This is a genomic window from Streptomyces atroolivaceus, assembly GCF_000717025.1.
Lineage (GTDB): Bacteria > Actinomycetota > Actinomycetes > Streptomycetales > Streptomycetaceae > Streptomyces > Streptomyces atroolivaceus.
Map to the genome: position 1 here is coordinate 128,862 of NZ_JNXG01000018.1, position 23,705 is coordinate 152,566.

The following is a 23,705-nucleotide window of genomic DNA, read 5'->3' on the forward strand; positions in this document are numbered from 1 at the left end:
GCCGGTTTCCACGGGCCGGGAGCCCCGAGCCGTGTCCGCCTGCCGCCGCCCGTCCGCGAGCGAGGCCGTGAGGCCCAGCCCGGCCGGTGGGGAAGCCCAGCCGCGCCACTCCGAGGCGAGCTGGGCGGTGAACGTGGCGGCGAGCGGTGAGGCGGGCAGCCCGGCTCCGGGGTCCGGCGAGCACGGTGCAGTCCTCGCCGGCGACCGGCCGGGCGAGTCGCGCAGCCCGCCGGTGCGGTACGCCGGGTGCCGGAAGGCGTCCCGGGCCGGGGAGTGCCAGGGTGGAGACCCTGTACACCGTGGGCACGGGACGAAGGGACCGCGAGATGCGGATCGATCTTGCCGGCAGGACCGCGGTCGTGACCGGCTCCTCCCAGGGCATCGGGCTCGCCATCGCCACGGGGCTGGCCGGTGCCGGGGCGCGCGTCGTGCTGACCGGACGGGGCCAGGACCGGCTCGACGGGGCGGCGGACGTCCTGCGCGGCACGGAGCCGGACGCCGACGTCCTCACGGTCGCCTGCGACCTCGCCACCGAGGAGGGGGCCGCGGAGCTTCACGAGGCCGTGCCCGCCACGGACATCCTCGTCAACAACCTCGGCGTCTTCGGCTCCCGGCCGCCGCTGGACATTACGGACGAGGAGTGGCGCGCCTACTTCGACACCAACGTCCTCAGCGCGGTCCGTCTGATCCGCCTCTACCTGCCCGGAATGACCGCGCGGGGGTGGGGCCGCGTCCAGAACATCGCGAGCGACTCCGCGATCGTCATCCCCGCCGAGATGATCCACTACGGCATGTCGAAGACCGCGTTGCTCGCGGTTTCCCGCGGATTCGCCAAGGAGGCCGCCGGCACCGGGGTGACGGTGAACTCGGTGATCGCCGGCCCCACGCACACCGGTGGGGTCGAGGACTTCGTCCGCGAGCTCGTGGGCGGGGACCTTCCATGGGACGAGGCCCAGCGCGCGTTCATGCGCCTGCACCGCCCGCAGTCCCTCATCCAGCGCCTGATCGAACCCGAGGAGATCGCGAACCTCGTCGTCTATCTCAGCTCGCCGCAGGCGTCCGCCACCACGGGCGCGGCCGTGCGGGTGGACGGCGGGTACATCGACTCGATCGTGCCCTGACCTTCCGGACTGGCATGATCGGGGGCATGAACGAGCGCATCATCGCCGCGTGTGACGGGGCATCGAAGGGCAATCCGGGACCTGCGGCCTGGGCGTGGGTCGTGGCCGATGGCCTGGGCACCCCCCAGCGGTGGGAGGCGGGGCCGCTGGGAACCGCCACCAACAACGTCGCCGAGCTCACCGCCCTGCTGGAGCTGCTGAAGTCGACCGACCCGGTCGTACCCGTGGAAGTGCGCATGGACTCGCAGTACGCGATGAACGCGGTGACCAAGTGGCTGCCGGGATGGAAGCGCAACGGCTGGAAGACGTCGGCGGGCAAGCCGGTCGCCAACCGGGAGCTGGTGGTCGGCATCGACGAGCTGCTGAGCAGCCGCGAGGTTACCTTCCGCTACGTGCCGGCGCACCAGGTGGACGGCGACCCGCTCAACGCTCTGGCCGACCAGGCCGCGAGCGAGGTGGCCGTCTCGCAGCAGGCCGCGGGAACGGCGTACGGCACCGCGGACATGCCGGTGCCCGCACCTGCCCGTTCGACGAAGAGCCGGGCGGCGGGTGCGGGTGCGGGAGCGGCGAAGGGCGGGGCTGCCGGTGGCTCCGCGGGCCGGACGCGTTCCGGAGGCACGATCCGGGCCAAGTTCGCGGGCCGGTGCCACTGCGGGAAGCCGTACGCGGCCAAGGACATGATCGCCAAGAATCCGAACGGCTGGGGTCACCCGGAGTGCCGGGCGGCGCTCGCCTGACCGTCCCGTGGCGTCAGAGGTCGGCCCACACGAGGCGGCCGGACACGCTGGTGCGCGTGCCCCATCGTGTCGCCAGCACATCCACGAGCATCAGGCCGCGGCCGTCCTCGGCCACCGACGCGAGGCTGAAGCCGTCGCCCGGCCCGCCGACGGCCACGGGGCCAGGGCCCTCCGTGTCGTGTCGCCCGTCCGCCGAAGCGCCGTACGGCTCCGGGCTCCGTGGACCTGGCAGCGCCGGTATGTGCCGCCGGCCGCGGTTCCACACGCAGATGCGCACCCGGCCGGGGGTCCGTAGCAGGCGGCACCGGATCCTCCGGCCCGCGGTGTGCTCCACCGCGTTCGTGACCAGCTCGGTCACGACCAGGGCCGCCGTCTCGATGCGCTCGTCGGGCTCTCCCCAGCCACGCATGGCTTCCGTCACGCGGTGCCTGGCCACGGGGACACCCCGGGGGAGGCGGGGGATCCACCAGCTGTGTGCGCTCCGCCCGCCCGAGCCTTCCGGGGTCAGACGTGCGCACGTGACTATTTCCGACATGTACGTACTCTCCGTGCAAAGTGCATACTTTGCAAGAGGCAGAATGCCTGGATGGTTCCGGATCGGCGCCGAGCCGCTCCGGAGCCCGCACCGCCGCGGCGCTTGCGAGGAAGGGTACGTGGATGAGGCCCCGGTCCGGTCCCACCGTCCAGCACCGTGTCCTGGCGTCCCGCCTGCGGACACTGCGGGAGCGTGCGGGTGTCAGCCTTCAGGCGGCAGCCGTGGCCCTGGGTGCCCATCCCGCCACCGTCCGGCGGATCGAACGCGCCGAGACCGGGCTCGACGCGCGGCAGGTCCGTGTACTCCTGGACCGTTACGCGGTCTCCCCGGCCGAGGCCGAGCCGATCATGGCGGGACTCGCGGCCGCCAGCCTGCCGGGCTGGTGGCACCAGTGGCGTGACGTGATGGAGCCCTGGCAGCAGGAGGTCATCGGTATCGAGTCCTCCGCCGCGGTCGTCCGCACCTGGCATCCCGCTCTGGTTCCCGAGCTGCTGCGCACCCCGGCCTACGAGGCCGCCCTGTGCCGGGCCCTGAGCGCCCACGCCGCGCCGCGGCGTGACCGGCACCTCGAGCTGCTGGCGGAGCGGCAGCGTCGGCTGGAGGAACGCGGGGCGGCCCTCTGGGCCCTCTTCCCGGCCGCCGCCCTCCGTACGAGCGTCGGCGGACCCGCGGTGATGGCCGAACAGCGGGCCGTGCTGGAAGAGGCCGCGCACCGGCAGCACCTCACGGTGCAGGTCGTGCCCCTCGACTTCCCGCCTCACCCCATGACCGGTGTCCCGCCGCTGCACCTGCTACGCGTCCCGGCCCCGGAGATCGGCGACCGCGCGGTTCTGGAAACCCCCGGGTCCCGGGTGGACATCATCGACGAACCGGCCGCCGTCATGGACTACCGCATCCGGCTGGACGCTGCGTGCGCGGCTGCCCCGCACCCGGGTTCACCCCTGCCGAAGGGGACCGGGAGCACCGGAAACCCCTGAAGGCCGCGCCTGTTGTGGTTTCGAACGCCGGATGACGGTCACGCGCACAGTGCGGAACCGAAACGAAGCGGAACCCAGCACGGCCCGACGGACCGTTTCCTGCGAGAAGGAGTGAGAGTCATGGACAACTGGCGTATGCACGCGGAGTGCCGCGAAGAGGACCCCGACCTGTTCTTCCCCATCGGCAGCACCGGCCCCGCGCTCGTACAGGCAGAGGAGGCCAAGGCCGTCTGCGGCGCCTGCCCGGTGCGGGAACAGTGCCTGGACTGGGCCCTGGAGAACGGCCAGGACGCGGGCGTATGGGGAGGCATGGACGAGAACGAACGCCGCGCCCTCAAGCGGCGCCGCGCCAGGCAGCAGGCCAGGAGCCACGGGTGAGACCTCCGTGCTCCGGCCGTGCCGGTGGGAGATGATGAGCCATGGACACCTCGGTCTGGCTCCTCATCGGCGCGCTCGTGCTCCTGCTCATGGCGGGTGCCGCCGCCGTCCTGCTGGTACGCGTCATCCGGGCCAGGAGGCTCCTCGTCGACGCGGGCATCCCTCTGCGCAACAAGGCGCTCGTGTGGGCGTCGGTGATCTACACCGTGTCGCCCGTCGACCTGCTGCCGGACCCGGTCTACCTCGACGACATCGGCTTCCTGCTGCTCGCCCTGCGCTCGCTGCACGCCGCGGCGCATGCGGCCGGTGCGGGGCGGGGCCGGCCGGCCGCGGCACAGACGGAAGCCGGCGGCAACCTTTCGGCGTCCGGGAGCAACTGAGGGGGCGTAAGCCATCCCCGGCCAGAAGGTGCCTCTCGTGGAACCTCTGCTTCCCCACTCCGATTCCCACCCCTGCCGCAGACGCCGGATCTCCCGTACCCGTGGGCTGGTCGGCGCTCTGGCGGCCGGACTGCTCGCGGCCGGCGGTCTCGTGGCACTCGGCCCGACCTCGCAGGCCGCCACCGCCCGGCAGGCCGAGGCGCTCGACCGCGGCGTCGTGAGCGTGCACACCGACAGCGGGAACCTCGTCAGCTGGCGCTGGCTGGGTACCGATCCCGACAACGTTTCCTTCAACGTCTACCGTGCCGGTACCAAGGTCAACGCCTCGCCGGTCACCGCGTCCACGAACTACTTCCACTCCGGAGCGCCCGCCACCGCCGACTACACGGTGCGCGCGGTCGTCAACGGCGTGGAGCAGGGCGACTCGGTACACGCGATCCAGTTCCGCGCCGGATACAAGGACGTGCCGATCAGCCCGCCCGCCGGTGGGACGACCCCCGACGGTGTCGCCTACACCTACGAGGCCAACGACGCGTCCGTCGGCGATCTGGACGGCGACGGCGCCCTCGACTTCGTACTGAAGTGGCAGCCCACCAACGCCAAGGACAACTCCCAGTCCGGCTACACGGGAAACACGATCATCGACGGAGTCCGCCTCGACGGAACCAGGCTCTGGCGGATCGACCTCGGGCGCAACATCCGCTCCGGCGCGCACTACACCCAGTTCCAGGTGTACGACTACGACGGCGACGGCCAGGCCGAGGTGGCGATGAAGACCGCCGACGGCAGCGTCGATGGTGCCGGCAAGGTGATCGGCAGCTCGTCGGCCGACCACCGCAACTCCTCCGGATACATCCTGTCCGGGCCCGAGTTCCTGACGATGTTCAACGGGCGGACCGGCGCGGCGATGGCGACCGTGGACTACGTGCCGGCCCGCGGCACGGTGTCGTCGTGGGGCGATTCCTACGGCAACCGGGTCGACCGCTTCCTCGCCGGTACGGCCTATCTGGACGGCGCCAGGCCGTCCCTGATCATGGCCCGCGGGTACTACACGCGCAGCGTCATCGCCGCCTGGGACTGGCGGGGCGGAGCCTTCACCCGGCGCTGGACCTTCGACACGAACAGCTCGACCAACTCCGGCAAGGGATACGACGGCCAGGGCAACCACCAGCTGTCCGTCGCCGACGCCGACGGAGACGGCAAGGACGAGATCATGTACGGCGCCATGGCCGTGGACGACAACGGCTACGGACTGTGGACGACGAAGAACGGCCACGGGGACGCCATGCACGTGGGGGACCTCGATCCCTCCCGGGCGGGCCTGGAGGAGTTCAAGGTCGACGAGGACAGTTCCAAGCCGTCCTCGTGGATGGCGGACGCCAGGAACGGCCAGATCCTCTGGTCCACGCCGGCGAGCGGGGACAACGGACGCGGGGTGTCCGGTGACATCTGGGCCGGCAGCGCCGGCGCCGAGTCCTGGTCCTCCGCCGTCTCCGGTGTGCGCGGCCCGAAGGGCAACGTGGTCACCAGCCGTAAGCCGTCCAGTTCCAACTTCCTGTCATGGTGGGACGGCGACACGACCCGCGAACTCCTCGACGGCACCCACATCGACAAGTACGGCACCTCGGCCGACACCCGGCTGCTGACCGGGGCCTCGGTCCACTCGGGCAACGGAACCAAGGCCACGCCCGCGATCTCCGGCGACCTCTTCGGAGACTGGCGTGAGGAAGTCGTCTGGCCGACCACGAACAACACGGCCCTGCGCGTCTACTCCACGCCGCACGAGACCGGCACGAAGATCACCACACTGCTCCACGACACCATGTACCGGACGGCGCTCGCCTGGCAGAACACCGCGTACAACCAGCCCCCGCATCCCAGCTTCGCCATCGGCAGCGGGATGGCGACCGCGCCCCGGCCGAGCATCGTCACGCCGTAGCCCGCAGGCGGGCCGTGGCCCCTTCACCCGGGGCACGGCCCCGCTCGCCCGCGGCTCAGGATCTCGCGGCGCGTCCCGGCTCGGGGGCCCGGCGATCGGCCGGAACGGCTTCCGTCCCGGCGAGCACGACCCGCGCGCCGTTTCGTAGCTGCCCTGAGCCGCTCGGTCGGTGATCACCACGGCGGCCGAGGAGTCCCACGCGGGTATCCTGCCGGGGGATTTCCAGGTGCAGCGTCCAGGGGACGCGGTTTCGGCCGGGGGCGACGTGGTGCGCAGGTTCAGGACGGTGGTCCCGGTCCTCGCCCTGGTGGCGGTGGTTGCGGGGTGTGCCTCGTCCGAGGGGACGGACGGCCGGCGGCTGACCGAACAGCGGTAGAACTACTGCACACAGCTGGGGGCGTGGCAGAAGGCGAGGAACGCCGCGCGCACGGAACCCCCGGACCAGTCGGGGTACGACGAGGTCGGGGCCGTCGCTCAGGACGCATTCCTCGCGATGCGACCGCTCCGGGACGAGACAGTCGGCGGAGGCCGCACCCTGGGCGAGGCGACGGCGGCGGCGATGAACGACGGTGACTCCGAGGCGGAGGGGCGGGTCGTGCAGTACTGCGGAGACGCCGGCTTCGAGACACTGACCCGCTAGGAACCCTCCTGTCAGCGATCCCGGCGGAGCCGTCGGCGCCCGAACGGCCCGGGGCCCGGCCCTCAGGCATGGACCGCGACCGCTATTCGCCCGTCACGGGGTCGCGCCGCGTGAGGCAGTAGACGCCACCCGCAGGGTCCCGCATCACTGTCCACCCGTCCCCGTCGCGTACGAATTCGGCGCCGCGCCCTTCGTGCAGGGCGCGCCCGGCTACGAGGTCCGAGCAGGCCAGGTCCGGATGCGCCGAGGCCGGGCGGGGCTCGTCCAGGCGCTGGACGAGCAGGTGGACGGGCAGATCCTGGGACGGGCGGAGCACATGGAACTCGGGGTGGACACCGGGACGGGCGTCCCAGCCCGTCAGCGCGGCCCAGAAGGAGACCTCGGACTCGAACGCCGCCGGTGACACGTCGAGACAGATCTGGTCCAGCCGGCTCGTGGTACCTCCGGGGTCGGTGAAGACCGGCGGCCGTGTCTTCTGGCCCCGCCACGGCACGACACAGAAGGGCTGTCCGCCGGGGGAGCGCAGGACGGTCAGTTCCGGGTGCCGGGCCTCGCCCTCGGCGCCCAGCCGGCGGGCCCGTGCGGTGAAGGCGGACACGTCCTCCACCGCCAGATCGGGATGCGCTCCGCCGGCCCCGCCCACCGCCTGGGTCGCCAGGCAGGCGTCGGCCCCCTCCGGAAGCAGTGTGGTGAATTCGCCGCGCTCACCCCACGGCGTGGAGATACGAGTCCCGGTGACCGTGCTCCAGAAGCCGGCTGCGCGGCCGGCGGCCGTTGCGGGGCGGTCGATGAAGGCGTAGGTCCAGCGGATCACAGTGCTCCTCCGTGGCGATGCGGTGCGACTTCTCTCGGTCCTCATGGTGTCAGGAGCCCTTCCACGGCGGCCCGTTCACCACTCGTTCACCGGCCGGATCCGTCCGTGGCATTCCCTCGCACGCTGCGGGGACCTACGCTCGGCCGAATCGATCAACGCCGTCCGCGCCGTGGCCCGGTGGGGTTGACAACGTTGTCCCTCAATGCCGGAGGTATCCGAGAACATGCCCTCCAGACCGTCCGCGGCCCGGCGTCTCGTCGCGCGGGCCGCCGCGATCACGCTCACCGGCGCGCTGGCCGGCGCCGTCCTGCCGCCGGCCGCCCAGGCCGACGCGCTCGTCACGCGGCCCACCGCCTACGTGGATCCGATGATCGGCACGGCGAACGGCGGCAACACCTACCCCGGCGCGGTCCGGCCGTACGGCATGATCGCCTGGTCGCCCACCAGCACCACGGGTGACCAGACGAGCACCGGGGCGGCCAACGGTTACGAGTACGGGGTCACCCGGATGCGCGGACTGAGCCTCACGCACGTGAACGGAGCCGGGTGCAACCCCGGAGCCGCCGGCGACGTCCCGATCATGCCGTTCGTCGGCGATGTCACGTCCTCACCGTCCGCCGACACCAAGGACGCGGTCTACGCGTCCGGCTTCTCGCACGACAACGAACGTGCCGTGCCCGGCCGTTACACCGTCGGCCTGGACTCCGGCGCCACCGCCGACCTGGCCGTGAGCGAGCGTGCCGGTGTGGCCGACTTCAGTTTCCCGGCGGACGAGCCGGCCAACCTGCTGTTCAGGGTGTCCAACTCCCTCAACGGCAGCGAGGACGCCGAGATCGAGATCGACACCGCGCACCGTAAGGTGACCGGTTCGGTGCTCACCGGAGCGTTCTGCGGCCGGCGCGCCAACGGCGGCACCAACAACCGCAAGAGCTACTACCGGCTCTACTTCAGCGCCTCCTTCGACCGCGACTTCGCCACCACGGGTACCTGGCGCGACAGCACCCTCACTCCGGGGGCGACCAGCGCGAGCGGTGGTGAGGGTTACGCCACCGGGGCGGACCGCGCCGGGCGGGGATCCGGCGGCTACGTCGGGTTCGACACCTCGGCCGACGACGACGTCCGTATGCGGATCGGGATCTCCTACGTGAGCCAGGCCGGTGCCGAGGCCAACCTCCGCAAGGAGATCACCCCACGGGCGAGCGTCGACGACGTGGCCCGGGCGGGGTCCGCCGCCTGGGACCGGGAGCTCGCCTCCGTGCGCGTCGGCGGCGGCGGCGAGGCGCAGCGCACCTCGTTCTACACCGCGCTGTACCACTCACTGATGCAGCCGAATCTGATCAGTGACACCGACGGCCGCTACCCCGGCATGGACGGGAAGCCGCACCGCGTGACGCGCGGTCAGAAGGCTCAGTACAGCAACTTCTCCGGCTGGGACCAGTACCGCGCTCAGATCCAGCTGCTCGCCCTCCTCAAACCGAGGATCGCGGGCGACTTCGCCCAGTCGCTGTTCAACTTCGCCCGGCAGAACGACGGCGTCTGGGACCGTTGGGTTCACGTCAACGGCGCCACGCACGTGATGACGGGCGATCCCACGGCCGCCACCCTCGCCACGTTCTACGCGATGGGTGTACGCAACTTCGACTACGAAGGGGCCTTCGACTCCCTGGCCCGCCAGGCCACGGTGCCCCACCCGGACGGTCTGTCCGACGCCGGATGCCCCGGCCAGTGCACCGGTCAGCGGCCCAACCTCGCCCAGTACCTGGAATCCCACTACGCGGCCCACGACGTCTGCCACTGCTGGGGAGGTGCCGCCGAGACGCTCGAGGACGCGGTCGCCGACGCGGCGCTCGGCCGGTGGGCCCGGCTGCTCGGGCGTGACGAGGAGGCCGCCGCCTTCGAGGAGCGCGGCCTCTGGTGGCGCAACGTGTTCAACCCCGAGGCCGGCGACGGAGCGGGGACCACCGGCTACATCCAGGCGAGGAACCTCGACGGCTCCTGGGTGACCCCCTTCAGTCCGGGCAGCGACCGGGGCTTCGCGCAGGGAACCAGCGCCACCTACACCTGGATGGTCCCGCAGGACGTGCAGGGCCTGGCCGAGTCGATGGGCGGCCGGGAGGTGGCGGCGAAGCGGCTGGACGGCTTCTTCCACAAGGCGGACGGTTCCTGGTCGGTCAAGGGCGGTGACGCGCTGCGTTACGACCCGACCAACGAGCCGGGCATTCATGCCCCTTGGCTGTACAACGCGCTGGGGCAGCCCTGGAAGACCCAGGAGACCGTACGTGAGATCGTGAACACGGTCTACGGGACCGGCCCGCGCGGACTGCCCGGCAACGACGACCTCGGAACGATGTCGGCCTGGTACGTCTTCGCCGCCCTCGGTGTGTACCCGCAGACGCCGGGCAGCGCCACCATGCTGCTCGGGGCGCCGCTCTTCCCGACCGCGCTGCTGGACCGGCCGCAGGGCGGGGACATCCGCATCAGCGCGCCGCAGGCCGATGCCACACATCCGTACATCGACGCGGTGAAGGTCGACGGGCGGGCGAGTGACAGGTCCTGGACGGACGCCCGACTGGTCACCCGGGGAGGATCGCTGAGCTACCGGCTCGCCGACCGCCCGAACACGTCCTGGGCCACAGGACCTGCGGGTCTTCCGCGGTAGGGCCACGACTGGATCCGGTCCGGGGCCCGGTGGGCGGTGTGATGCCGCCCGCCGGGCCCCTCCCGCCCTCCGCGGAGGGCGGGAGGGGCACTAATTTTCTATCGTTGAAAATTCTGCGTGCACGACCGTTGTCAGGTGTTTGAGGCTGTGGCTCAATGTTCGACTATGTGCAGTGCTCCGCGGTCAGGGGCACTCCGGCTTCTTCGACGAGGACGACGCCTTGATACGACAACTAGCCCGCCCCCGCACACTTCTGAGAACACTCGCCTGCACGGCGGCGCTGCTGCTCCCCGTGGGGGCCACCCTGGTCCCGGCCGCCGCCGCGGCTCCCGCCGAAGGCGCTGCCGCCTCCTCGGCGGCCGCGGCGAAGGATCCCTCCACGGAGGTGCACGGCCTCAAGGGCGAGTACTTCGCCATGTCCGCACCCGGCGCCCGCGACTTCGCGAAGCTCGGCGCGGTGGCGCTCGACCCCGACATCAACTTCCCGGGGCTGACGGGGGCGTTCGAGTCGGCCACCGGAAAGACCGAACACACCACCGCCCGCTGGACGGGGCAGATCGAGGCCCCGGAGGACGGCGAGTACACCTTCGCCGCCATCGGCGACAACGGCTTCCGGCTCTTCGTCGACGACAAGCCGGTCATCGACCACTGGGAGCCGGACTGGGACAAGGAGCAGACCAGCGCGCCGGTGTCCCTGAAAGCCGGTGAACCGCACACGTTCCGGCTGGAGATGTTCCAGGACACCGGCGGGGCGAACATGTTCCTGCGCTGGTCGAGCGCGAAGCTCGCCAAGCAGATCGTGCCGGAGTCCGCCTTCACCCCGCCGGCCGACTTCGAGGTCTACCCGGTCGGGCTGAGCGTCGCCGGGAACGGGCTGAAGCTGCAGGCGGCGTTCGACCACGAGGTCAGCGGCATCGAGGACGTGAAGGACCACCTCACCATCGAGGCGGACACCACGCCGATGCCCGTCAAGTCGGTCGCCGGCGTGCCCGGCAACCGCAAGGCGCTCGTCGTCACCCTGGGCGCGGCTGTCCAGAAGGGCCAGCAGGTCAAGTTCGTGTACGACGGTGAAGCCGGCCTGAAGAACGGCGACGAGACCGTCCCGGAGATCAGCCGCAGGGCGAAGAACCTCTCCACGCACCGGCTGCTCACCCCGTGGGGCGAAAAGGTCGACCACAAGAACCCGATGCCCGAGTACCCCCGTCCGCAGCAGGTGCGCGACGACTGGAAGAACCTCAACGGACCGTGGGAGTTCGCCGGGGCCGAGGCCGGCGAGAAGCCCGTCTTCGGCAAGAAGCTCGACGAGCGCATCACCGTGCCGTACCCCGTCGAGTCCCAGCTCTCCGGGCTCGAGCGCCACGAAGACCACATGTTCTACCGCAAGCTCGTCACGGTGCCGAAGAGCTGGTCGGTCGGCAAGCGGAGCAGCGACGACCGCCTGAAGCTCAACTTCGGCGCCGTCGACTACCAGGCGAGGGTCTGGGTCAACGGCAAGCAGGTCGCCGAGCACACCGGGGGCTACACCGCCTTCAGTGCCGACATCACCGATGCTCTCAAGGGCCACGGGCCCCAGGAGATCGTGGTCGCCGTCACCGACACCACGGGACCCGACCAGCCCACGGGCAAGCAGTCCGCCAACCCCAGCGGCATCTTCTACACCGCGTCCTCCGGTATCTGGCAGACCGTCTGGATGGAGCCCGTCGCTCCGGCCGCCGTCGACTCCCTGAAGACCACCCCGGACATCGACAAGGGCCGGCTCGCCCTGACGGTCAACTCCGAGGACGCCTCCAGGTCCGCCCGGGTCACCGCGGTCGCCCGCGACAGGAAGGGCAAGGTCGTCGGCACCGTCACCGGCCCGGCCAACAGCGAGCTGAGCCTCCCGGTCGCCAGGCAGCACCTGTGGACGCCGGACGACCCGTACCTGTACGACCTGGAGGTCACCCTCAGGGACGGCCGCTCGAAGGACACCGTCGACAGCTACTTCGGCATGCGCTCCTTCGGTGTCGCCAAGGTCGGCGGATACCAGAAGCTGGTGCTCAACGGGAAGCCGTTCTTCTCCCTCGCCCAGCTCGACCAGGGCTTCTACCCCGACGGCCTGAACACGGCGCCCAGCGACGACGCCCTGCTCTTCGACCTGAAGACCCAGAAGGACCTCGGCTTCAACTCCGTCCGCAAGCACATCAAGGTCGAGCCCGCACGCTGGTACCACCACGCGGACCAGCTGGGTCTCCTGGTGTGGCAGGACTTCGTCTCCGGCAACATCACGGGCGAGAAGGGCCAGAAGGCCTTCCTCGACCAGGGCGCCGAGATGATGGAGCAGCTGCACAACTACCCCTCCATCGGCGCCTGGATCGTCTTCAACGAGGGCTGGGGTGAGTGGGACCGCATCGAGACCGGCAAGATCACCGAGAAGGTGCAGGCCGCCGACCCCTCGCGCGTCGTCAGCGCCCACAGCGGTGTCAACTGCTGCAACTCCAAGGGGGACTCCGGCAAGGGCGACATCATCGACCACCACGACTACAACAACACCGACCCGGCCTTCCCCGACGAGACGCGTGCCGCGATCGACGGTGAGCACGGCGGCTTCACCCTGCGGATCCCCGGCCGGATGTGGCCCGGTGCGCCCACCGCGATCTACAGCGGTGTCGCGGACAAGGACGCCCTGACCGCCAAGTACGTCGACAACACACGCACGTACTACCTGGAGGCCGCCGGCGCCGAACTCTCCGGCTCCGTCTACACCCAGGTGACCGACCTGGAGAACGAGCTCAACGGTCTCTGGACGTACGACCGCCGCGAGATCAAGGTCGACCCCGCCAAGGTGCGGAAGATCAACCAGGAGGTCATCGCCGCCGGCGCCGCCGCGGGCGAGCGGGACACGGTCAAGGGTGGCGGCGCCTGGTCACTCGACGAGAACAAGGGCACCGAGGCTGCCGACAGCGGCCCGAACCGCAAGGACCTCACCCTCTCCGAGGGCACGTCCTGGACGGCCGGAGTGCGGGGCTCGGCGCTGAAGTTCAACGGTGACGGTCAGTACGCCGAGACCGACGGACCGGTCGTCGACACCACCGGCGACTACACCGTGTCGGCCTGGGCGTCGCTCGACGCGCTTCCCGGCAACTACGCCACCGTCGTCAGCCAGGACGGCCGGCGCCAGGAGAACCCGTTCTACCTCCAGTACGGACAGGGCGGTTTCGCCTTCTCCACCCCGGGCGCCCACCGCGCCCGGGCCGAGATGAAGCCTGAGCTCGGCCGGTGGTACCACCTGGTCGGCGTCCGCAGCGGTGACGAGATCAAGCTGTACGTCGACGGCGAGCTCGCCTCCACCGCGGCGGCCGGTGCCGCCGATGTCAGCACCGGCGGGCTGTCCGTGGGCCGCGCCAAGTGGTCGGGCGCCGACACCGATTTCTGGAACGGCTCCGTCGACCAGGTGAAGGTGTACGACAAGGCACTCACCGGCCAGGAGGTGACCGCGCTCCACGACGGCGAACAGCCGTAGGGGGCACCCCGCGGGACCGCTCCCGGCAGTGCGCAGGCGCGCCCGCACGGGGAGGAACCACGCAGGACCGCTCCCGGTAGTGTGCGCACGCGCCACACTGCCGGGAGCTCCGCGATGCCCCGGGGTCCAGGCCACCCGGGCCGGGGCGAACGCAGACACCCGGCGAGGGACTGCCGTGGATCATGCCGAAGACGTCAGCTGCGGGCGTGAACGCCCCCCCCCGGCCGTCACACCGGGGTGACCGAGGCTCCGGTGCTCTCCCGGGCCAGCACACGGTGCGGGACCACGATGCGGCGGGCGGGGAGCGCGGCCACCGGGCCGAAGACGCGCTCGGTCAGACACTGCACCGCGCGTTCGGCGATCTGCTCCCGGTCCGGGGCGACCGTGGTGAGGGAGGGGGCGGCGAACCTGCCGTCCTCGATGTCGTCGAATCCCATCAACGCGAGGTCCTCCGGCACCCGCACGCCCTGTTCGGCCGCCACGCGCAGTGCACCGAGGGCGAGTTCGTCGCTGAAGCAGAAGACGGCGTCGGGGGGCTCGGGCAGAGCCAGAAGTTCACGCAGGGCCCGCGCCCCTTCCGCCCGGTGCAGGTCGGCCACCTCCACCTCGGCCACCGGACTCAGCCCCGCCTCCCGCAGCCCTTGACGGAAGCCTTCGGCGCGCAGTTCGGCCGTGCCGTGGCCCAGTCCGGACTGCAGGCCGATCGCTGCGATGCGCCGACGGCCCCGGGAGACGAGATGCCGAGCGGCATCGCGCGCCGCCCCCACGTTGTCCAGAGCCACGTGGTCGATGGACCCGTCCGGCTCCAGCTCGCCCAGGACGACCAGGGGCAGGCCCCCGGCGAGCGAGGCCAGATCGGCGGGGGACGTCGACCACGGGCTGATGATCATCCCGTCGACCTGGTGTCCCTCGGACCCGTCGAGAAGACGCCGCTCCAGATCCGCCCGCCCCCCGGTCCGCTCCAGGAGTACCGTCCAACCGCGCCCCTGCGCGGCGTCGATGAGGAGGCCGGCCAGTGCGCCGAAGTAGGGGGAATGGATCTCGGGCACGACCACCCCGATGAGTCCGGTGCGTCCCTGCCGGAGGTTACGGGCGGCGAGGTTGGGGCGGTACCCCAGCTCTTCCACCGCCGCCATGACGCGGGCGCGCGTCGCCGGGGCCACTGCCGCGGCGTTGCTCACGACATTGGAGACGGTCCGGACGGACACTCCGGCGAGCGCCGCGACGTCCTTGAGTCTCGCTGTCACAGTCGGTGGGCTCCTGTCCCTCTGGGGGCGGGCGGTCGGTGGCCCGTGCCCTCTGCGCTGTGCACCGTAACAGCCCTGTCGGATCACGGTGTGCACTTCCTCTTGCCACGTTGATTGCAACGTTGCAACATTGACGCGTCGGCAGCCGGCAGAGGGGAACATCCCACCGGTGCCTGCTTGTTGTGCCCGTCTCCCGTCCGTGAAGGGACCACCGCCATGCCCGAAGCCGCCCTCACCCCGCAGCTCGACGCGGCCGTTCAGGACCTGTACACCGCCGGCGTCACCGCATGCCGGGGCGCCTTCACCCCGCAGTGGGCCGACGCGATGCGCGAGGACATCGAAGGAGCCTTCACCGAGGCGCGCGGCCGGGAGGGCGGGGCGGTCGGCCGGGGACCCCACCGCTTCTACGTCGAGATCCACCCCGAGCAGCTGCGGGGCTTCGTGGACCTGGTCGACCATCCGTGGGTTCGCTCGGTGTCCGAGGCCGTCCTGGGGCCCGACTACCGCATAGTCGAGCTGGGCTTCGACGTCCCGCTGGCCGGAGCGGTGAACCAGCCCTGGCACCGGGACTTCCCCATGCCGGACGCCACCCGGCACCGGCGCCGGCTGACGTCCCTCGCCTTCAACCTCACCGCAGTGGACACGCGTGACGACATGGGTCCCTTCGAGATCGCGCCGGGCACCCAGTGGGACGACGACGCCCGGTTCGGCCACGCGATGTTCCCGCCCCGCGACACCTACTCTCGCTACGCCGCACTCGCCGAGCGCAAGTATCCGCGGCGTGGGGACATCTCGGCTCGGTCCGCCCTGACGATCCACCGGGGCACGGCCAACCACTCGTCCGAATCCCGGCCGGTCCTGGTGCTCGGCATCGACGCACCGGGGGCCGGTAACGACGCGCAGCACGACATGGCGGTGACCAGGGAGTACTGGGCCTCTCTGCCGGGGCGGGTCCGGGCCCATCTGCACTGTCCGGTCGTGGACGAGCTCAGCCCCATCGTCCAGAGGCACACCATCGAGGGCCTGGTGATGGGCGAGGCCTGACACACCGGAGCCCGGCGGCGGCCGGACCGGGCCGGCCGCCGCCGGGCTCGACGGCTCACCTCACGGCGCCCAGGGCGCGTCCACCGCCCACGTCGTGTCCTCGGTGAAGGTGGCCGCGTTGTCCCACGCGTGGCCGCCGCCGGGCGTGGCCAGCCACACCTCGGAACCGATGTGGCGCAGATAGCTGCCGGGCAGATTGGCGCTCGACAGCCGGACCCCGCCCTGACCCGCGACCGCGCACCAGGTGGCGTCGGCCTTGAAGAGGGCCGAGCCGTCGTTCGCGTCGCGGCGGATCCGGAAGTCCCGGTGGCGCAGGTACTCACCGGGATAGTTGCGGGACTCCAGCGAGTAGCAGTTGCTGTTCGCCAGGCCGGTGACGATCTTCCAGGTGGCGTCGTTCTTCAGCAGCGCGGTGCTGCCGCTGTCGACGACCGCCGTGTAGGCGAGTTCCTGGGAGTGGCGCAGGTACTTGGTCGTATGACCGGGCGTGGTGACCCGCAGCGACGTGTACTGCCCGGTGGGCAGGGTGACCGGCGGCGGGGGTGTCTTCGACGCCTGGATGAGGGCCTGGTTGGCGGCCTTCACCCGTGCGGTGTCGACCTTCACCACCTGGCGGTCGTAGGTGAGCAGCCCGTTCGCCTCGTTCTCGACGTCCGTGATCTCGGTGTAGACGGAAGCCGAGAGCCCGGCCGGCAGCTGGCCGACCCGGATGGCGTCGAGGAGCCCGACGAACCGGTTGTTCAGAGCGCCGGTGCCTGCCTGGTCCTCGTAGCTGAAGCCGCCGCCCGGATACCACTCGTGGCCGGGGACCTTGTACCCCAGTCCGCCGAACTCGCCGAGTACGGCGGCCCGGGTCGCGGTGGGCGCCGTGTTGCCGGGGCCGACGTACACGTGGTTGTCGATCACGTCCCCGTTGCCGCCGTCCACGGAGCCGCAGCAGTTGACCCCGCTCATGTTGTCGACCAGCCGGGACGGGTCGTAGGCCTTCACCTCGTCGGCGATCCTGGCCTGGTCGTACTGGCCCCACCCCTCGTTCTGGTTGACCCACATGACGACCGAGGGAGAGCTCCGGTGCTGGTCGATGACCGCGTGGTACTCGGCCTCCCACTGGGTCCGTGCCGCGGCGTCCGGGGTCTTCCCGGTGTCCATCGAGGGCATGTCCTGCCAGACGAGGAGGCCCAGTCTGTCCGCCCAGTAGAACCAGCGCTGTGGTTCCACCTTGATGTGCTTGCGCACCATGTTGAACCCGAGGTCCTTGTGCGCCTGCAGGTCGTACCGGAGCGCGGCGTCGGTGGGAGCCGTGTAGATGCCGTCGGGCCAGTAACCCTGGTCGAGGGTGCCGGTCTGGAAGACGAACTTCCCGTTGAGGACGGGACGCAGTACGTTGTCGACCTTCGCGACGGCGATGGACCGCATGCCCGCGTAGCTGCCCACCGTGTCCACCACGTCCGTCCCGTCGAGCAGCTCGGCGCGTACGTCGTACAGGAACGGGTCGTCCGGGCTCCACAGCCGGGGATTCGGCACCGGTACGGAGATGTCGGCGCCGGGTGCGCCGGTCGCCGTACCCACGACGGTGCCTCCGCTGGAGACGGTGACTCTCGCGCTGCGGCCACCGGCCGCGGCCGCCCGCACCTTCACGCGCAGGGTGCTGTTGCCGAGGTTCGGTGTCATGTCCAGGCGGGTGACGTGCGAGGCCGCCACGGGCTCCAGCCAGACCGTCTGCCAGATCCCCGAGGCCGCGGTGTAGAAGATGCCGCCGCCCGGATGCGGGTTCACGTCGTTGATCCGCTGCTTGCCGACGGCCTGGCCGCCGGTCTGTGTCGGGTCGTACACGGAGACGACGACGGTGTTCGTGCCGCCGTTGAGGCGTGGCGTGATGTCGTACGAGAACGAGTCGAAGCCGCCCTTGTGGGCGCCGACCTGCGTGCCGTTGACCCAGACGGTGCTCTGCCAGTCGGAGGCGCCGAAGTTGAGCACGACACGGCGGCCGTTCCAGTTCGACGGGACGGTGAACGTCCGCTTGTACCAGAGCTTGTCGTTCTCGGTGATCTTGCGCTTGATGCCGGAGAGCGCGGACTCCGCGACGAACGGCACCCGGATCTGCTCGGAGAAGGCCGCCGGCTGCCCGGCGTCACGGCCGGTCACCGCGAAGTCCCAGATGCCGTTGAGGTTCGCCCAGTCGGGCCGCGTCAGCTGAGGGCGCGGGTATTCGGGGAGCGGCTTGTCGACGGGCACCTGGTTCGTCCAGGGCGTGGTCATGGGCGCCGGCTTCGGTGTCCAGGCCGTGGGTGCGGCGGCGGCCGGGGCGGTGCCTGCCCCGACGAGTGCGGTGGCGAGCAGCGCCAGCAGGCCGGTGCCGGCGGTTAACCGTCTCCACCAGGCGCGGGGGCGTGGTACGGGTGCGGATCGCATAGTGGGACTCCTTCGGGAGAAGCCCCCGCACCGGCCGGCGCGGGGGCGTGACATCAGGTCAGAGCAGCTGCCAGAGATGGTCGGCGGTGACGGCGCGACAACTTACTTGCAACGTTGGAAAATCGATGTCGGCGGTATGACAGCACGCGGTCAAGCCGGTGTCCAGGGTTGGCGCAGTACCTGGTGCGGTACCGCCCTGCGGCCGGTGTGCGGGAGGGGCAGGCGGGGGCGACACGTTTTGGAAACGCATCGACAACTCTCTTGCCGCCTGTGGCGCCTCGCCTATATAACGTTGTAAACCGAGCCGCCGAGAGGCCGCACAAGCTCCTCACGACCACCGTTTCCGCAGCTCGCAGCGGGGTCGTGAGGGATACAGCGTCATCTGCCGCCGAGCGACAGATGCACCGTCCCGCCATGCCTGGCCGCACGCCGAACGGTGTGCCGTCACCTCGCCAAGGAGCGTCCCGCGCATGATGACCCAGCGTCGATCCCGTACCCTCGCCGCGGCCTGCCTGCTCGCCGCCACCGCCACGCTGGCCGTTTCCGGCTGCTCGAAGTCGGAGACCTCGAACAGTGCGGGCGGTGACAGCAGCCAGGGAGCTCAGGCGGCAAAGTCCCCCGAGGCGGCCTCCGGCCCCGGCTGTTCGCTGCAGAGCTACGGCGCACCCGAGATCGACCTCAAGGACGCGGTGGTCGGCTTCTCCCAGTCGGAGAAGGAGGCCAACCCGTTCCGTATCGCCGAGACACAGTCGATCAAGGACGAGGCCGCCAGGATCGGGGTCAAGAAGCTGCTCACCACCAACGCGCAGTCGCAGCTGTCCAAGCAGATCAGCGACATCCAGGACATGCTCTCCCAGGGTGCGCAGTTCCTCATCATCGCGCCGCTCAACTCCGACGGTCTGGAGCCGGCGCTGAAGGCCGCGGCGGCGAAGAAGGTGCCCGTCCTGACCATCGACCGCAAGGTCAACTCCACGGCCTGCAAGGACTACGTGGCCTTCCTCGGCTCCGACTTCGTCGAGCAGGGCAAGCGGGCCGCCGACGCGATGATCAAGGCGACCGGCGGCAAGGGCAAGGTGGCCATCCTCCTCGGCGCCTCCGGCAACAACGTGACCACCGACCGGACCAAGGGCTTCGTCGACCAGATCAAGGCCGAGGCACCCGGCATCGAGATCGTCGCGCAGCAGACCGGCGAGTTCGCCCGTGACAAGGGCCAGCAGGTCATGGAGCAGCTCATCCAGTCCAAGCCCGACATCACCGCCGTCTACGCGGAGAACGACGAGATGGGCCTCGGCGCCGTCACCGCGCTGAAGGCCGCCGGCAAGAAGCCGGGCAAGGACGTCAAGATCGTCTCGGTCGACGGCACCCGCAACGCCGTGCAGGCCCTGGTCAACGGCGAGTACAACGCCGTCATCGAGTCCAACCCGCGCTTCGGACCGCTGGCCTTCGCGACCGCCCAGAAGTTCTACGGCGGCGAGGAGATCCCCGAGAACGTCATCATCACCGACCGCGCCTACGACGAGACCAACGCCAAGGAATCGCTCGGCGGGGCGTACTGATCCGCTCCTGAACCCAACGGTCCCGGCCGCCGTGGCACCCGCATCGGGCCACGGCGGCCCCGGGACCTCACCCCCCTGGACAGCGGAAGGCCAGAAACACCCATGGCACCACCCGAAGCAGTACCTCAGGCACCGGAGGCGGCCGTTTCCACGGCCTCCGCCGTGCTCGAAGCCCGCTCGGTGAGCAAGAGGTTCCCCGGAGTCGTCGCCCTCGACGACGTCGGTTTCTCCCTGCGCGCGGGGGAGACCCACGCGCTGGTCGGGGAGAACGGCGCGGGCAAGTCGACCCTCATCAAGGTGCTGACCGGTGTGTACCGGCCGGACGGGGGCGAACTGCGGATGAGCGGCGAACCGGTCCGCTTCGCCCGGCCGTTCGAGGCACAGCAGGTCGGTATCTCCACGATCTACCAGGAGGTCAACCTCGTCCCCCTGATGAGCGTGGCGCGGAACATCTTCCTGGGCCGCGAACCCAGGAACCGTCTCGGCCTCATCGACTTCACCCGCATGCACCGCGAGACGGGCGAACTGCTCGACGGCTTCGGCGTACGCGTCGACCCCCGGCGCCCCCTGCACACCCTCGGCGTCGGCACCCAGCAGATGGTCGCGCTCGCACGGGCGGTGTCCGTCAACGCCCAGGTCGTCATCATGGACGAGCCCACCTCCTCGCTCGAACCACGCGAGGTGGAGACCCTCTTCCGCGTCATCGAACGTCTACGCGGCCAGGGCATCGCCGTCCTGTACGTCAGCCACCGCATGGACGAGCTCTACCGGATATGCGACCGGGTCACCGTCCTGCGCGACGGACGCCACATCCACACCGGCGACCTCGCCGGCCTCGACCGGATGCAGCTCGTGTCGATGATGCTCGGCCGCGACCTCTCCGAGGTACGCCGCTCCGGCGTCACCAACTTCGCCGCGGAGGGACACGAGGCCGCCCGCACACCCGTACTCACCGCGACCGGCCTCTCCAGTCGCCTCCAGCTCCACGACATCTCCGTGTCGCTGTACGCCGGAGAGGTGCTCGGCCTCGGAGGCCTGCTCGGCTCCGGCCGCAGCGAGACGGCCAAGGCGCTGTCCGGCGCCCTGCCCCTGGACGCGGGCGAACTCACCGTCGACGGCACCACCCTGAAGCGGCTCACCCCCGCCGCCGCCATCCGGGCCGGCATCAGCCTGCTGCCCGAGGACCGCAAGGCCGAAGGCATCGTGCCCGGTCTCTCGGTCCGCGAGAACATCGTGCTGGCGGCCATGCCCCGTCTCTCCAGGGCCGGCGTCGTCTCGCGCGCCAAGCAGGACCGCATCGTCGACATCTTCATGAAGCGCCTGCGGATCAAGGCGTCGAGCCCCGAGCAGAAGGTCGGGGAACTCAGCGGCGGCAACCAGCAGAAGGTCCTGCTGGCCCGCTGGCTGTGCCTGGAGCCCAAGGTCCTGCTGCTCGACGAACCCACCCGGGGCATCGACGTCGGAGCCAAGGCCGAGGTCCAGAGCCTCATCGACGACCTCGCCCGGGAGGGCCTCGCCGTCCTGCTCATCTCCTCCGACATCGAGGAGCTCATCGAGGGCGCCGACCGGATCGTCGTCCTGCGCGGCGGAGCGGTCGCCGGTGAGCTGTCGGGCGACGACGTGGCCGAGGACCGGCTGCTCGCAGTGCTCGCCGACCACGCACCGGAGCCGGTGGACAGGGCCCCGGCCGCCCAGGAGGACCCCCGATGACTCAGACCGCAGTCGCCCCGCCCGCGAAGGGCGGCACACCCCGGAAGCCCGTGAGCCCACTGGCCCGGCTGCGCGACCCCGCCTGGTACCAGCGGTACGGCGTGTACGTGGCCGTGGCGGTGGTGCTGCTCTTCAACGCCCTGTTCACCGAACACTTCATGACCGCGGACAACTTCCGCACCCAGCTCGTCCAGGTCGCCCCCATCGTCATCGTCGCCCTGGGCATGGCCCTGGTCATCGGCACCGAGGGCGTCGACCTGTCCGTCGGCTCGACCATGGCGCTCGCCGCCGCCTTCCTCCCGCTTTACCTGGGATACGGGCTCATACCCGCGCTCCTCGTCGCCCTGCTGGCAGGCGCCGTCGTCGGAGCGGTCAACGGCGCACTCGTCTCCCTCGTGGGGCTGCAGCCCATCGTGGCCACGCTCGCGCTCTTCGTCGGAGGCCGCGGACTGGCCCTCGTCATGGCCGACGGCCAGCTCAAGCAGATCGTCAACCCCGACCTGCTGTCGCTGGGCACCGGCTCCTTCCTCGGCGTTCCCCTGGTCGTCTGGATCGCCGGAGTGCTGGCCGTCGCAGTCGCCTTCCTGGTGCAACGCACCACCTTCGGCCGGCAGGTCGTCGCCGTCGGCGGCAACCGTTCCGCAGCCGCGCTCGCCGGACTGCCCGTCAAGCGGATCCTCATCGGCGTGTACGTGATCTGCGGGGTGCTCGCGGCTCTCGCCGGCATCCTGGCCACGGCCAGGCTCACCGCCAGCGACCCGTCCTCGCTCGGCACCCTCATGGAACTCTCCGCCATCACGGCGGTCGTGGTCGGCGGCACCCCCCTCAACGGCGGCTCCGTCCGGGTCCTCGGCACCGTGGCGGGCGCCCTGCTCATGCAGCTCCTGCGCGCCACCCTCGTCAAGCACGACCTGCCCGACTCCACCGCACAGATCGCCCAGGCGGCCATCATCATCGCCGCCGTCTACGTCGCCCGGGAGCGTCGGTCCCGATGAACGAAACCAAGCCCCTCCCCACCGCCCCGGCCCCGGTGCCGCCGGCAGCGCCCGCGGCCCGCCCCGCCGGCGCCGAGCAGACCGGCCGGCAGCGCGCCGCCGAACTCCTCCAACGCCAGGGCGTCCTCGCGGTCCTGCTGGCCGTCGTGATCGCCGCCTCGTTCATCTACCCGACGTTCGCGTCCCTGGACAACGCCCGCGGGGTGACCATCCAGGCGTCCTTCCTCGCCGTGGTCGCACTCGGCATGACCATGGTCATCATCACCGGTGGCATCGACCTGTCCGTCGGATCGGTCTTCGCCCTCGGAGGGGTCCTCGCCGCCTGGGCCTCGCAGTACGGCTTCCTCGCCGCACTACTGCTCCCGCTCGTCGTGTGCGGCGGGATCGGCCTGCTCAACGGGTTCCTGATCGCCCGGGGGAACATGGCGCCCTTCATCGTCACCCTCGCCACACTGCTGGGCGCCCGAGGCCTGCTGCTCGCCCTCACCGACGAGGGAGCCACCACCTATCTGGTGCCCAAGGACTCGGCCTTCGGCGAGCTCGGCCAGGGCAGCGTCTGGGGCTTCGGCTACCCGATCATCATCGCCCTGGTGCTCTTCGGAGCCGGCGGACTGGTCCTGCAGCGCACCTCGTTCGGCCAGACCCTCTTCGCCGTGGGCGGAAGCAGCGACGCCGCCACCCTGATGGGCCTCCCCGTCGCCCGTACGAAGATCCTCGTCTACACGCTCAGCGGCCTGCTCGCCGGACTGGCCGGCGCCCTCAACGCGGCGAGGCTGTCCTCCGGCGTCACCATCGTCGGTGTGGGCATGGAACTCGACGCGATCGCCGCCGTCGTCATCGGAGGCACGCTCCTCGTCGGCGGCGCCGGATCCATCAGCGGAACCCTCTGGGGCGTCCTGTTGCTGGCCGTCATCCAGAACCTGATCAACCAGATCGGTTCGCTCAACTCCTCCTACCAGTCGGTGGTCAGCGGCGGCTTCCTTATCGTTGTCGTGGTGGCGCAGCGCTATCTCGCGCGCAGTCGCAGAAGCACCTGACGACGAGCCGGCCGTTCAGGGCCGG

19 protein-coding genes are annotated in these 23,705 nt (G+C 70.7%); 15 read left to right on the top strand and 4 right to left on the bottom strand.

All coding sequences use genetic code 11. The features are described from left to right. Window positions 1–326 precede the first annotated feature (326 nt). Together OO67_RS29410 and OO67_RS29415 are read left to right on the top strand one after the other, a co-directional pair. Complete coding sequence (locus OO67_RS29410; protein WP_033305005.1) at window positions 327–1,121, top strand: SDR family NAD(P)-dependent oxidoreductase; 795 nt, start codon at window positions 327–329, stop codon at window positions 1,119–1,121. 26 nt (window positions 1,122–1,147) lie between these two features. Then, window positions 1,148–1,858, top strand: a complete 711-nt coding sequence (locus tag OO67_RS29415) for a ribonuclease H family protein (RefSeq protein WP_033305006.1) — start codon at window positions 1,148–1,150, stop codon at window positions 1,856–1,858. Between the two features lie 13 nt (window positions 1,859–1,871). Here OO67_RS29415 and OO67_RS29420 read toward each other — a convergent pair whose 3' ends face one another. Then, window positions 1,872–2,267 (bottom strand): ATP-binding protein, encoded by a 396-nt coding sequence (locus tag OO67_RS29420; RefSeq protein WP_033305007.1) that lies wholly within the window; start codon window positions 2,265–2,267, stop codon window positions 1,872–1,874. A gap of 248 nt (window positions 2,268–2,515) precedes the next feature. Between OO67_RS29420 and OO67_RS29425 the strand changes: the two genes are divergently transcribed. The 6 genes from OO67_RS29425 (at window position 2,516) to OO67_RS40195 (ending at window position 6,707) form a co-directional block, all read left to right on the top strand. Next, window positions 2,516–3,370, top strand: coding sequence for a helix-turn-helix domain-containing protein (locus OO67_RS29425; protein WP_033304797.1), 855 nt, complete (start codon window positions 2,516–2,518; stop codon window positions 3,368–3,370). Between the two features lie 120 nt (window positions 3,371–3,490). Further along, complete coding sequence (locus OO67_RS29430; protein WP_033304798.1) at window positions 3,491–3,748, top strand: WhiB family transcriptional regulator; 258 nt, start codon at window positions 3,491–3,493, stop codon at window positions 3,746–3,748. A gap of 41 nt (window positions 3,749–3,789) precedes the next feature. Next, the gene (locus OO67_RS29435; protein WP_033304799.1) at window positions 3,790–4,128 is read left to right on the top strand and encodes a YkvA family protein; all 339 of its coding nucleotides are present in this window, start codon (window positions 3,790–3,792) and stop codon (window positions 4,126–4,128) included. Between the two features lie 37 nt (window positions 4,129–4,165). Next, on the top strand, window positions 4,166–6,067 hold the full coding sequence (locus tag OO67_RS29440; RefSeq protein WP_033304800.1) for a rhamnogalacturonan lyase: 1,902 nt from the start codon (window positions 4,166–4,168) through the stop codon (window positions 6,065–6,067). A gap of 169 nt (window positions 6,068–6,236) precedes the next feature. Further along, window positions 6,237–6,443: a hypothetical protein gene (locus tag OO67_RS40190; RefSeq protein ID WP_244300343.1), complete on the top strand. Its 207-nt coding sequence runs from the start codon at window positions 6,237–6,239 to the stop codon at window positions 6,441–6,443. A gap of 117 nt (window positions 6,444–6,560) precedes the next feature. Then, window positions 6,561–6,707, top strand: coding sequence for a hypothetical protein (locus tag OO67_RS40195; protein WP_244300344.1), 147 nt, complete (start codon window positions 6,561–6,563; stop codon window positions 6,705–6,707). Window positions 6,708–6,789: 82 nt separating this feature from the next. Here the strand turns inward: OO67_RS40195 and OO67_RS29450 are convergent, their stop codons facing one another. Continuing rightward, window positions 6,790–7,521: a VOC family protein gene (locus OO67_RS29450; RefSeq protein WP_033304801.1), complete on the bottom strand. Its 732-nt coding sequence runs from the start codon at window positions 7,519–7,521 to the stop codon at window positions 6,790–6,792. Between the two features lie 223 nt (window positions 7,522–7,744). Here OO67_RS29450 and OO67_RS29455 point away from each other — a divergent pair, with 223 nt between their 5' ends. Then, window positions 7,745–10,180 (top strand): GH92 family glycosyl hydrolase, encoded by a 2,436-nt coding sequence (locus OO67_RS29455; protein ID WP_033305008.1) that lies wholly within the window; start codon window positions 7,745–7,747, stop codon window positions 10,178–10,180. A gap of 172 nt (window positions 10,181–10,352) precedes the next feature. Then, complete coding sequence (locus tag OO67_RS29460) at window positions 10,353–13,679, top strand: LamG-like jellyroll fold domain-containing protein (RefSeq protein WP_033304802.1); 3,327 nt, start codon at window positions 10,353–10,355, stop codon at window positions 13,677–13,679. A gap of 227 nt (window positions 13,680–13,906) precedes the next feature. Here OO67_RS29460 and OO67_RS29465 read toward each other — a convergent pair whose 3' ends face one another. Beyond that, on the bottom strand, window positions 13,907–14,926 hold the full coding sequence (locus tag OO67_RS29465) for a LacI family DNA-binding transcriptional regulator (RefSeq protein ID WP_033304803.1): 1,020 nt from the start codon (window positions 14,924–14,926) through the stop codon (window positions 13,907–13,909). 216 nt (window positions 14,927–15,142) lie between these two features. Here OO67_RS29465 and OO67_RS29470 point away from each other — a divergent pair, with 216 nt between their 5' ends. Beyond that, entirely contained in the window at window positions 15,143–15,970 is an 828-nt protein-coding gene (locus OO67_RS29470) for a phytanoyl-CoA dioxygenase family protein (RefSeq protein WP_033304804.1), read from the top strand. 60 nt (window positions 15,971–16,030) lie between these two features. Here OO67_RS29470 and OO67_RS29475 read toward each other — a convergent pair whose 3' ends face one another. Further along, window positions 16,031–18,382, bottom strand: a complete 2,352-nt coding sequence (locus OO67_RS29475) for a glycoside hydrolase family 2 (RefSeq protein WP_033304805.1) — start codon at window positions 18,380–18,382, stop codon at window positions 16,031–16,033. A gap of 470 nt (window positions 18,383–18,852) precedes the next feature. Here OO67_RS29475 and OO67_RS29480 point away from each other — a divergent pair, with 470 nt between their 5' ends. The 4 genes from OO67_RS29480 (at window position 18,853) to OO67_RS29495 (ending at window position 23,680) form a co-directional block, all read left to right on the top strand. Further along, complete coding sequence (locus OO67_RS29480; RefSeq protein ID WP_033304806.1) at window positions 18,853–19,938, top strand: ABC transporter substrate-binding protein; 1,086 nt, start codon at window positions 18,853–18,855, stop codon at window positions 19,936–19,938. Window positions 19,939–20,040: 102 nt separating this feature from the next. Next, window positions 20,041–21,648, top strand: coding sequence for a sugar ABC transporter ATP-binding protein (locus tag OO67_RS29485; RefSeq protein ID WP_033304807.1), 1,608 nt, complete (start codon window positions 20,041–20,043; stop codon window positions 21,646–21,648). Further along, the gene (locus OO67_RS29490) at window positions 21,645–22,643 is read left to right on the top strand and encodes an ABC transporter permease (RefSeq protein WP_033304808.1); all 999 of its coding nucleotides are present in this window, start codon (window positions 21,645–21,647) and stop codon (window positions 22,641–22,643) included. Before OO67_RS29485 ends, OO67_RS29490 begins: the two co-directional genes overlap by 4 nt. Beyond that, the gene (locus OO67_RS29495; RefSeq protein ID WP_033304809.1) at window positions 22,640–23,680 is read left to right on the top strand and encodes an ABC transporter permease; all 1,041 of its coding nucleotides are present in this window, start codon (window positions 22,640–22,642) and stop codon (window positions 23,678–23,680) included. Before OO67_RS29490 ends, OO67_RS29495 begins: the two co-directional genes overlap by 4 nt. Window positions 23,681–23,705 lie beyond the last annotated feature (25 nt).